Origin of the sequence: Pseudophaeobacter sp., assembly GCF_039971195.1 — a bacterium.
GTDB lineage: Bacteria > Pseudomonadota > Alphaproteobacteria > Rhodobacterales > Rhodobacteraceae > Pseudophaeobacter.
Map to the genome: position 1 here is coordinate 24,220 of NZ_JBDWPJ010000041.1, position 10,838 is coordinate 35,057.

The following is a 10,838-nucleotide window of genomic DNA, read 5'->3' on the forward strand; positions in this document are numbered from 1 at the left end:
CGCAGGCCGCCTCAGGGACGCAAAAACGCCCCCGAGGGTCTATCAGCGACCCAAAGGGGCGCTGCCGTCTTAGGCGCGGATCATTGAACCAGCGCCGTGATCGGTGAACAGTTCCAAGAGCACGGCGTTTTTGACCCGGCCATCAACGATGGTGCAGGCCCGCACGCCCGAGCGCACAGCCGCTAGCGCCGTTTCGGTCTTGGGGATCATGCCGCCGGCAATCACGCCCTCGGCTGTCATCCGCTCAACATCGGCGGCTTTCAACTCGGTCACCACCTCGCCGCTGGCATCTTTGACGCCGGAGACATCAGTGAGCAGCAGCAGACGATCCGCGTTGAGCGCGGTGGCAATGGCCCCGGCAGCGGTGTCGCCATTGATATTGTAGGTCTCGCCGGTGTGACCGGCGCCAATGGGGGCAATCACCGGAATGATGTGTTTTTCAAAGAGGTCATGCAGCACCTGTGGGTTCATCTCGGCAGGGGCACCAACAAAACCAAGGTCGGCATCGGCCTGATCACAGGTGATCAGATTGGCATCCTTGCCGGACAGGCCAACAGCGCGGCCACCCTGGGCATTGATTGCCTGCACGATCCGTTTGTTCACCACGCCTGACAGCACCATTTCCACCACTTCCATGGTGGCTTGGTCGGTGACGCGTTTGCCATTCACAAACTCGGACTGGATATCCAGCTTGGCCAGCATGGCATTGATCATCGGCCCGCCGCCATGGACGATCACCGGATTGACTCCGACCTGACGCATCAAGACGATGTCGCGGGCAAAGGTTTCCATGGCTTCATCGCTGCCCATGGCATGGCCACCCAGCTTGATGACAACAATGGCCCCGTCATAGCGCTGCAGGTAAGGCAGGGCACTGGACAGGGTTTCGGCTGTGGCAATCCAATCGCGGTTCATATCTTGTTTCTTCATGGCTCAGGGTCCTCTTGGCGTCTGGTGTTACGCGCTTCCGCCCGCGCTGCCAAGTGCGACATGGCGTGTCACATAGCGATTGCAGCTCTGGCCCGGGCTGATAGGGTCGCGGCACAGCTCACAAACGGACGGAAATCTCGCCATGCGCCAGAAGACATTGCTTTTGACGGGGGCCAGTCGCGGCATTGGCCATGCCACCGTGCGCCGGTTCAATGCCGAAGGCTGGCGGGTGATCACCTGTTCCCGCCAACCCTTCCCCGAGGAATGCCCCTGGGGTGGCGGTGCCGAGAATCACGTGCAGCTGGATCTGTCGGACCCAAGCGATACCATCAACGCCGTAGGGATCATTCAAGAGCGACTGGGTGGCCAGCTGGATGCGCTGGTGAACAATGCCGGGATCTCACCCAAAGGCCCCGAGGGAGAGCGACTCAGCACCCTTGACACAGATCTGATGACCTGGGGCAAGGTTTTTCACGTCAATTTCTTTTCCTCGGTGGTGTTGGCGCGTGGGCTCAAGGATGAGTTGGCAGCGGTAAAGGGCTCGGTGGTGAATGTGACCTCGATTGCCGGCAGCCGGGTGCATCCCTTTGCAGGCGCAGCCTATGCCACCTCCAAGGCGGCGCTGGCGGCGCTGACCCGTGAAATGGCGCATGATTTTGGCCCGCTTGGTGTGCGGGTCAATGCCATCGCACCGGGCGAGGTGGAAACCGCCATCCTGTCGCCAGGAACCGATAAGATTGTTGAAAAACTGCCGATGCAGCGCCTTGGCCAGCCCGAAGAAGTGGCGGCGGCGATCTATTTCCTTTGCTCGCAGGAAAGCTCTTATATTTCTGGCTCCGAGATCGAAGTGAACGGCGCGCAGCACGTCTGAAACCCAAATTCTAGACCCAACACAGGTCGCAAAATACCCCGCAGAGGTGTCTAGGCTCTGCGGGGCTTTGGGTCAGTCGCGCCTCAAGGGACGCAAAGGGCGCCACCAACCCCAGGCCCCCCCTCGGTGAGGGATGAGTAGGGAGCCAATCGGGTCAGCTGAGGGCGCGCTTCATCGCTGGGATATTGCTGAGGATCAGCAGATCAAAGGCCAGTACCACCAGCAGCGTTGCGCCAACCAGCGGGAAGGCCATGGAGGTAAAGAGCCCAATCAACACGGCGCCTTTCCAAAAGGGCATATCGCCGGGAAGCGGTGGTGCCGCCAGACGGCCAGCCTTTGCCGGACGGCGTTTGACCCACATCACCAGACCGGAGAGTGAGACAAAGATCACCGAGAGGCAGAAAACCACATTGAGGAGGAAGTTCCAGGTGCCCATCAGCCCCATGTGGAAAGGAATGCCCACTGCCATGGCCTTACCGGCCCAGGAGTAATCCTCATATTTCACATCGGCGAGGATCTTGCCGGTGTATTGGTCGATATGGATGGTGCGGTCGACAAAGGGATCATCCGAATCGCTGCTCATGCTGTCGCGGTTGATGGTCCACACACCACCTTCACCCCCGGGATAGGCAACGCGGAAGCGGCCCTCCATCCCCAAGATACGGCCCAGATAGACCAGGCTGTCGATATTGACGGCGGTGCCTTCCGGAATGCCGGTGATCCCGGCCTCGGAGCCGGAGGCGGGCATCGGTGTTTGCTCCAGCGCCCAGGGCACATCATTGGTGGAGCCGTGGTTCATATCGGCATGCACCGAATCTGACAGCGGAACATTGTCCCATTTCTCAGCCGGGAAGGTGCTCCAGGCCTGCATCATCTTGCCGCCCCAGACGCCGGTCCAGGAGAGACCGGAGATCAGGAAGACGACCAGCAGGGCGGAAATCCAGAAACCAGTGACCGCATGCAGGCTTTTCCACAGGGCGCGACCACGGGAACGCAGGTCTGGCACAAAGGCAGACATCGCATTGCCACGCGGCCACCAGATGTAGAGACCGGTGAAGACCAGTACCAGGCCCAGCCCGGCGGCAATTTCGATCATCCGGTCGCCAGCGGTGCCAATCAGCAGATCAGAGTGGATGTTGTCGGCAAAATCATACCAGCCAGCGCGGCGGTCCCAGACCTCGATCACTTCACCGGTGTATTGATTCAGCGCCACCAGACGCTGACCAGCCTCGGTTTTTACCCGAAACACAGCGGCCAGATCCGGGGCCTTGGGGCCGATCCATTCGGCAATTGTGCCAGGCTGGGCGGCCAGCACCAGGTCGGATTGCTCGGTGATGCTGAGGGCGGTCTCGCCCTTGGTGATCTGGATGGTTTCTCCATCCCGACCGTCAAACTGGGTGATGAACATCATCATCAACCCGGTCACGGCAAGGGTGACAAAGAAGGGGATGACATATAGCGCGGCATAGAAGTGCCAGCGCCAGGCGGCAAAATAGAACTTTTCAGTGAGCGAGCGCGATTGGCCCGCGTCTTGCGGTTGGCTGGTCGCCATGGGGATCTCTCCATATCAAGAACTGCGCCAGGCACCGATTGTGTCGGGACCGGCGGCGTAAAAACGTAGATGTCTTGAAGTTCAGGAGAGGGCAGGCGGCCCACGGGCATCATAGCGCCAGTGGAACCCGGCAGAATGATGGGTAAAGCCTTCATGCGCCCAGCGGGCACGCTGAGGCGTTTTTAGGGCCAGATCAACAGGTGTGTTCTGGGCCAGGTCGGCATGGGTGGTCAGGGCAGAAAAAGGACAGCTGCGATCATCCATCTGATCAGCAGGCGTGCGCTGAGGTTCGCCCTCACCCATATCAACCCAGCGTTCTTCGACGCCGTCAGTGGTACAGATCACCAAGAGCACCTTGCCGTCACTGGCATGGGCAGGCATCCACCCTGCTGGGATCAACCCGGCAGCGGCGATTGCCAGCAGCATGACATATGACAACAGGCGCTGGATCACCTATTCAAGACCACTGATGATGGAGCGCAGCGTGGCAATGCCATCGCCTTTTTCCGAAGAGGTCAGAACGATTTCCGGGTAGGCGGCGGGGTGGCGGGCCAGGGCTGTGCGTACCTGTTCCATCACCCGGTCGCGGTCCTTGATCTTAACCTTGTCGGCCTTGGTCATCACGCATTGAAACGTCACGGCCGAGCTGTCCAGCAGGCTCATGATCTCTTCATCCACATCCTTGACCCCATGGCGACTGTCGATGAGCACAAAGGCCCGGCGCAGGGTCTGGCGGCCAGAGAGGTAGCGCTTCAGCAGCTTCTGCCATTTCTCCACCACCGACAGCGGCGCATTGGCATAGCCATAGCCGGGAAGGTCGACGAGGTAGAGCTCGGGGCCTTGGGTGAAATAGTTGATCTCTTGCGTGCGGCCAGGGGTGTTGGAGGCGCGGGCCAGACCCTTGGTGCCAGTGAGCGCGTTGATCAGGGTGGATTTGCCCACGTTGGAACGACCGGCAAAGCAGACCTCCATGCGGTCCGCTTCGGGCAGGCCCGACATGGCGACGACACCTTTGACGAATAGGGATTCGCCCGCAAACAGCTTGCGGCCCTTTTCAGCGGTGATCTGGTCAGGCTCTTCGGCCAGGGAGAATGAAATCTGCATCACAGTACCTCTACGCTATCGCCCAGGCGAATGTCACCACCGGTGATGACTTCGGCATAGACCGAAAAATCCTGATGACCCCAGGTGTCATTCAGGGCCTTCAGCGTGTCGAGGTCACGGGCGCCGGTCTCTGGGTTTGCGGTGGTTGCCAGGCAGCGCACCACCCGTTCGCGGATAAAGAAAACGGCCTCACCAATCTGGACTTGTTTGCCGATCAGATCATGCTCGGCCCAGGCCGTGCCCAGATCAAACCAGATGTTGCCGCGCCAACGCAGCGGCGAGACCTCTTGCTCCATGGCGGTTTCAACTGCACGATGGGAGGCCCAGTTGCACAGGGTCACCGAGGGGAAATCTGTATCGGTCATGCCCCGCCCAGGCACGCGGATGATTCGGGCCGAGGCTGCGCGCCCCTCGGGCATCAACGGTTTTTCCCAGTCGAGAAACCGCTGCAGGTCCTGGGGCGCTTCGGGATCAAAGCTGATCTCGGGCCGGTCGGGGTGGCTCAGGGTGAGCTGGCCGCTGGCATCATCAAGTTTGGAATTGATCGCCATCAGGCCAGCGGCCTTGGCCCCGCGGGAGAAATTGGCGCAGGGCGCCCATTCGGACCCATCCGCCTTGGAGCTTTCATGAGCAACAGCCCAGACGCGGTCGCCGGGCAGTGTTTGCCCGGCGATCATGGTTACGCTGTCCAGTGCTTCCCGCCCGTGAGATTTGAGCGGGTGGCGCCAGATATCTGTAACGGTTTTGGTCATTTCTGATCCGCGTTTGGTTTGCGCTTCACGCTGGCTTTGATGTTGCCAAAGACGTCCGGCTTATAGCCATGGCTGCGCATGATCAGATACTGCTGGGTAAAGGTGATGGTGTTGTTGGCGATCCAGTAGACAACCAGACCAGAAGCAAAACCACCCAGCATGAACATGAAGACCCAGGGCATCCAGGCAAAGATCATCTGCTGCGTCGGATCCGTTGGTGCTGGGTTCAGCTTTTGCTGCAGCCACATCGAGATACCCAAGAGCAGCGGCAGGATGCCAATAAAGACCAGCGCCATGATGCTTTCAGGCGCGGGTCCGGCAAAGGGCAGCAGACCAAAGAGGTTCATGATCGAGGTCGGATCCGGCGCGCTCAGATCCTGGAACGGACCAAAGAAGGGCGCGTGACGCAGCTCCAGGGTTACAAAGATCACCTTGTAGAGCGAGAAGAAGATCGGGATCTGGATCAGGATTGGCAGACAGCCAGCGGCGGGGTTCACTTTCTCCCGCTTGTAGAGCTCCATGATCTCTTTCTGCTGCTTTTGACGGTCGTCGCCAGCGCGCTCTTTCAGCTTCTCCATCTCTGGCTGCAGTTCTTTCATCTTCGCCATGGAGGCGTAGGATTTATAAGCCAGCGGGAAGACGATGATCTTGATCAGAACGGTCAGGGCGATGATGGCCCAGCCCATGTTGCCGATCAGTGCATTGAGCCAGTGCAGAACCGCAAAGATCGGTTTGGTCAGGAAGAAGAACCAGCCCCAGTCGATGCTGTCGAGGAAGCCAGCAATGCCGCCCTTCTCATAGGCGCGGATGGTTGCCCATTCCTTGGCGCCAGAGAACAGCTGAGTGGTGACTTCACTTGTTTCACCCTCCGCCAGGGTCACGGTCGGCAGCACTACATCTGTCTGATAGATGTCGCGCCGTTCGTCGTATTTGGCGGAAGAGCGGAAAGCCTGGCCCGGAGCCGGGATCAGTGTCGACATCCAGTAGTGGTCGGTGAAACCGATCCAGCCATTTGTTTCGACCTGCTTGACCTCAGAACGTGACCCATCGCGTGGGTCCATGTCGAAATCAGCAACGTCCGAATAATCCAGCTCAGCCAGCTCACCGTCGGCCATGCCCACGACGCCTTCGTGCAGGATGAAGAAGTTCTTCATATCCGCTGGCTCACCGTGGCGGGCCAGGGTGCCGTAGGGGGCCAAGGACACAGTGCCGCCAGAGGCATTGGTGACCGACTGGTTGATCGAGAACATATAGTCCTCGTCCACTGCGATGGTGCGGGCAAAGGTCAGACCCTTGCCATTGTCCCAGGTCAGGGTCACGGGCGTGTCAGGGGTCAGTGCGGCGCCTGCAGGCGCGCTCCAGAGCGTGTTGGCACCCGGGACGTCCTCGGCTGCCAATCCGCTGCCTGGCGCCCAGCCATAGAGGGCGTAATAGGCATCCGGCTCTCCGACAGGAGAGAGGAACTGGACAATTTCCGGCGCATCATTGGTGACGCGGTAATCTTTGAGAGCCAGATCGTCGATCCGACCACCCTGCAGCGAGATGCTTCCAGTGATGCGGTCCGATTCGATGCTGACGCGCGGGGCATCAGAGGCGGTGTTGGCCTCTTCGCTTGGCTGGCTGGTCACAGCATCGGCTGCAACGGCACTGGGGCTGCTGGCAGCAGCGCCTGCGGGCGCTGTCTCAGTCGCCAGGGCTTCTGGAGCCGGCTCGACCTCAGGGGGTGGGAAAAAGTACATCCACCCAAGAAGCACGAGGCTGCTGAGTGCGATTGCGAGAATGAGATTCTTGTTCTGGTCGTCCATTTGGGACTGCCACCTCGTGTAGGGAATGACAGGGTGGTTCAACAGAGATGAGCCCCAAAGGTCAAGCAGAATCGCGAAAACCGGGGCGGCAATGCGCCCCGGAGAGGGAAAAGCTGGGATCAGCGGGTGTGACGGCCGATTTCTGGGGCTTCTTGCAGCTTGGCTTCATGGGCGGTGATCCAGTCGAGAGTCTGGTCAAAGGGCATCGGGCGCCCAATGCCAAATCCCTGCACATGGCCACAGCCGAGCTGAGACAACAGCGCGTGTTCGCCTGCGGTTTCCACACCTTCAGCCAAGGTTTCCAGATCCAGACGCTCGGCCATGGTCAGGATTGCGGCGATCAGTTTTTGCTGGTCGGGATCCCGGTCGGCGCGCAGCACAAAGGAGCGATCGATCTTGATCCGGGAGATATTGAAACGGCGCACAGCCGAGATCGATGCATGGCCAGTGCCAAAATCATCCAGCTCGATGTGACAACCCAGCTCGCTGAGCGCGGCAATATTGCGGGTGACCACATCATCGGGGCGATCGGTCATCACGGTTTCGAGGATTTCTACCGACAGGCGGGCCGGGGGCAGGTCAAACCGTTCCAGCTCCCATTTGATGTTTTCTGCCAGATTGGGATTGCGCAGCTCCTGGGTGGCAAAGTTGACGCCAACGGCGGGCACTTTGAGGCCAGCAGCGTCCCAGGCATTCAGCGCGGTCAGCGAATGATAGAGCATCACCTGGCTCAGCCGTTCCATCAGGCCGTTTTCTTCCAGCACGGGCAGGAATTTGGCTGGGGGAATCAGGCCACGTACCGGATGCATCCAGCGGGCCAGGGCCTCAAAGCCGGAAACCCGGCCTGTATCTGTGCAGATCTGCGGCTGGAACCAGGGCAGAATATGACCGGCTTCCAGCGCCTCTGCGGCCTCTTCGCGCAGGCTGCCCCGCGCCTTGCTGCGCTGGTGCATATCAGCGGAGAAGACCCGGATCCCGGAGGGGCCGTTTTGCTGGGCTTCGCTCAGCGCCGCAGCGGCGGCAGCGGTCCAGTCGCTATATTGTTTGCTGGGCGCGCGGGTGTTCAGGCAGAAACCGATGGAACAGGAGGTATAGACCGTGGTGCCATCCAATGAGATCGGCTCTTCCACGGCGGCCTGAATACGGCCGGCCAGTTGTACGCAGGTTTCCAGATCCAACTGCAGCACCGGGGTCAGGCAGATGGCAAATTTGCTATCGCCAATGCGGGCCACGGTATCGCCGTTGCGCAGGGTGCTGGCGATACGTTCGCCGCAGCTTTGAATGATTCTGTCCGCAGCATCCTGACCTTCGCGGGTGATCAGCTCTTTGAAATCGTCCACTTCGATGTAGTAAAGTGCCGAGCGCAGCTCGGTTGCGGCGCAGTCTTCGACGATGCGTTTCATTTCCAGCTCAAAACCTTCGCGCAGCATCAATCCGGTAACACTGTCCCGCGGGGCAAAGTTGCGGCCATGGCTGGAAAAACCGCCAAAAGCGGCAAAGACTAATGGGATACCCAGGGCCACCCAAAGCAGGGCCGCTTCACCGCCAAGCCAGAAGGTCGCGAGCGTAAGGGCAGGCAAGAACGCAAGAATAGGCGGCGCAAAAAGCGCTGGAGCCAATCTCGTCCGAATTCGGTTGAGTAGACCGGAATTCGATTTTGTCATGTTCAGACCTTTCGCCTAAAGCAGGAGTGCTCGGGCAGAATAGAGGTCTGTTTCTGACTCCGGAGTTAACGCAGAAGGGGAATCTCGTCTGAATCTGCTGTTTCAGTGCTGGTTTTGCGTTCAAGCCCCACAAAATCGAACAATTTAGGGTCCAGCAAATGCGACGGGCGGGCATTGGTCAGGGCGCGGAACATCACTTGGCGGCGTCCGGGACTGTTTGATTCCCATTGGTCGAGGATCTGTTTGACCTGTTGGCGTTGCAGCCCATCCTGACTGCCACATAGGTCACAGGGGATGATGGGGTAATCCATTGCTTTCGCAAACTTTTCGCAGTCTACCTCGGCCACATGGGCCAGGGGGCGATAGACAAAAAGATCGCCTTCTTCGTTGACCAGTTTGGGCGGCATTGTAGCCAAGCGACCGCCATGAAACAGGTTCATAAAGAAGGTTTCCAGAATGTCATCGCGGTGATGTCCGAGAATCACCGCTGAACAGCCTTCTTCGCGGGCCACCCGGTAAAGGTTACCACGGCGCAGGCGGGAGCAGAGCGCGCAGAAGGTCCGCCCCTCCGGCACCTTGTCGACCACGATACTATAGGTGTCCTGGTATTCGATCCGGTGCGGGACGCCCATCTTCTCCAGAAAGGCAGGCAGCACAGTGGCTGGGAACCCGGGCTGGCCCTGATCCAGATTGCAGGCCAAGAGTTCCACCGGCAAGAGCCCGCGCCATTTCAGCTCGTGCAGCACCGCCAGCAGGGTATAGCTGTCCTTGCCGCCCGACAGGCAAACCAGCCATTTTGGCGTGCTGCCATCGGCGGGGCGCTCCACCATACCGTAGTGTTCAATCGCCTCACGGGCCTGACGCACGATACGTTTGCGCAGCTTTTTGAACTCGGTGGTCGAGGGGGCGCCGGCAAAGAGCGGGTGGATTTCGGACTGATCATCATCAAACATGTTGGCCCCCTAGCCTTTGAGGGGAGATTTGCCAAGAAAAAAGGGTGACAACAAAGATGCTGCCCCCGTTCAAAGGTTTTGCCACATGCTGAGATCCGCGTGCCGAAAGGGGGTGCGGCCCCGGGTCCTGCAAAGACTTGCTCAGGAAAAGTTGATCGGTGCATTCGTTGATTCTGGCGGATCAATTCGGGCCTGTCGGCTAAAAGAGCCAAGGGTGTTTTTGGCAAGGAAGACAAATTGGAACACAGGATTGAATTTGTTCAACTGCGAGAAATTGATCTCGGTGAGATTGCCGCTCATATGTCTGATGTGCGCTTGCGGGAGCACATGCCCTTGCTCACCTCCGCATGGGGGGCAAGGGAAGCCCGGGACTTTGTCATAGGTAAAGAAAAATACTGGGAAAAGGATGGGTTGGGGCATTGGGCCATCTTGTCCGACAAAGCCTATGTTGGCTGGGGCGGCTTCCAAAAGGAAGGTGATGAATGGGACTATGGGTTGGTCCTCAAACCGGACAGTTTTGGCCTCGGAACAGCGATTTTCCAAAAGGCGTTGGCCTTCGCCCAAGCGGATGAACGCATAGACTTTATGACGTTTCTTTTGCCGCTCTCGCGTAAAAAGCTCGGCGCCCTGCGCCGATTGGGGGCGCGACCCTTGGGAGAGGTCGAATACAGCGGTGAGGCGTTTTTGAAGTTTCGGCTTGAGACCACCTAGGTCACTTCTTGCAGCAGTGATCCTGCTGTTCGCAGGTGGTGCTGTCCGGCACCGGATCATAGCCACTGCCGCCAAGGGGGTGGCATCGCCCGATCCGGCGGAGTGTCAGGTAGGCGCCTTTTATGGCGCCGTGCTTTTCAAAGGCCTCTAGAGAATAGGCCGAGCAGGTCGGCTGATAGCGGCAATTGAACCCCACCCAGGGCGAAAAGATCAGCCGATAGGCGCGGACCGGCAGGGCCAGGATATGGGCAAAGGGTGTCATGGGGCCAAGATAGGGAAGCAGGGGCGCAAAGAGAAGTTCATCCGTGGATCATTTTCACCGCATAGGCCAGATCGCGCTGCAGATCCTGGAAGTCGCGATTGGCGGTGACCTCGGCGCGGCCAATCAAGACATAGTCCCAGCCTGCGCGGCCAATGCCTGGCAGCACCAGACGGGCGGCTTCGCGCAGGCGGCGCTTGGCGCGGTTGCGGGCCACGGCATTGCCGACCTTTTTGG

12 protein-coding genes are annotated in these 10,838 nt (G+C 59.3%); 2 read left to right on the forward strand and 10 right to left on the reverse strand.

The window, feature by feature from the left end; genetic code table 11:
- Positions 1–69: 69 nt before the first annotated feature.
- Positions 70–930, reverse strand: a complete 861-nt coding sequence (gene argB / locus ABJP42_RS03390) for an acetylglutamate kinase (RefSeq protein WP_348338479.1) — start codon at positions 928–930, stop codon at positions 70–72.
- 142 nt (positions 931–1,072) lie between these two features.
- Here argB and ABJP42_RS03395 point away from each other — a divergent pair, with 142 nt between their 5' ends.
- A complete protein-coding gene (locus tag ABJP42_RS03395; protein WP_348338480.1) occupies positions 1,073–1,801 on the forward strand; it encodes an SDR family NAD(P)-dependent oxidoreductase in 729 nt (242 codons plus the stop codon).
- 154 nt (positions 1,802–1,955) lie between these two features.
- Here ABJP42_RS03395 and ABJP42_RS03400 read toward each other — a convergent pair whose 3' ends face one another.
- From ABJP42_RS03400 to ttcA, 7 genes are all read right to left on the reverse strand, one after another.
- Positions 1,956–3,353 (reverse strand): PepSY-associated TM helix domain-containing protein, encoded by a 1,398-nt coding sequence (locus ABJP42_RS03400; RefSeq protein ID WP_348338481.1) that lies wholly within the window; start codon positions 3,351–3,353, stop codon positions 1,956–1,958.
- Positions 3,354–3,434: 81 nt separating this feature from the next.
- Positions 3,435–3,779: a DUF2946 family protein gene (locus ABJP42_RS03405; protein ID WP_348338482.1), complete on the reverse strand. Its 345-nt coding sequence runs from the start codon at positions 3,777–3,779 to the stop codon at positions 3,435–3,437.
- Between the two features lie 27 nt (positions 3,780–3,806).
- Positions 3,807–4,457 (reverse strand): ribosome biogenesis GTP-binding protein YihA/YsxC, encoded by a 651-nt coding sequence (gene yihA / locus ABJP42_RS03410; RefSeq protein ID WP_348338483.1) that lies wholly within the window; start codon positions 4,455–4,457, stop codon positions 3,807–3,809.
- Positions 4,457–5,209 carry an MOSC domain-containing protein gene (locus ABJP42_RS03415; RefSeq protein WP_348338484.1) on the reverse strand — a complete coding sequence of 251 codons (753 nt, stop codon included), beginning with the start codon at positions 5,207–5,209 and terminating at the stop codon, positions 4,457–4,459. The genes yihA and ABJP42_RS03415 overlap by 1 nt, the downstream gene beginning before the upstream one ends.
- Positions 5,206–7,014, reverse strand: coding sequence for a membrane protein insertase YidC (gene yidC / locus ABJP42_RS03420; RefSeq protein ID WP_348338485.1), 1,809 nt, complete (start codon positions 7,012–7,014; stop codon positions 5,206–5,208). Before yidC ends, ABJP42_RS03415 begins: the two co-directional genes overlap by 4 nt.
- A 119-nt stretch (positions 7,015–7,133) precedes the next feature.
- On the reverse strand, positions 7,134–8,678 hold the full coding sequence (locus ABJP42_RS03425; protein WP_348338486.1) for a putative bifunctional diguanylate cyclase/phosphodiesterase: 1,545 nt from the start codon (positions 8,676–8,678) through the stop codon (positions 7,134–7,136).
- Between the two features lie 65 nt (positions 8,679–8,743).
- Positions 8,744–9,631: a tRNA 2-thiocytidine(32) synthetase TtcA gene (gene ttcA / locus ABJP42_RS03430; protein ID WP_348338487.1), complete on the reverse strand. Its 888-nt coding sequence runs from the start codon at positions 9,629–9,631 to the stop codon at positions 8,744–8,746.
- A 237-nt stretch (positions 9,632–9,868) separates the two neighbouring features.
- On the opposite strand from ttcA, the gene ABJP42_RS03435 reads away from it, so the two are divergent.
- Positions 9,869–10,342, forward strand: coding sequence for a GNAT family N-acetyltransferase (locus ABJP42_RS03435; protein WP_348338488.1), 474 nt, complete (start codon positions 9,869–9,871; stop codon positions 10,340–10,342).
- Position 10,343: 1 nt separating this feature from the next.
- Here the strand turns inward: ABJP42_RS03435 and yidD are convergent, their stop codons facing one another.
- Together yidD and ABJP42_RS03445 are read right to left on the reverse strand one after the other, a co-directional pair.
- Positions 10,344–10,604 carry a membrane protein insertion efficiency factor YidD gene (gene yidD / locus ABJP42_RS03440; protein ID WP_348338489.1) on the reverse strand — a complete coding sequence of 87 codons (261 nt, stop codon included), beginning with the start codon at positions 10,602–10,604 and terminating at the stop codon, positions 10,344–10,346.
- 37 nt (positions 10,605–10,641) lie between these two features.
- Positions 10,642–10,838 (reverse strand): ribonuclease P protein component (locus ABJP42_RS03445; protein WP_348338490.1); only part of this gene is annotated, 197 nt, incomplete at its 5' end.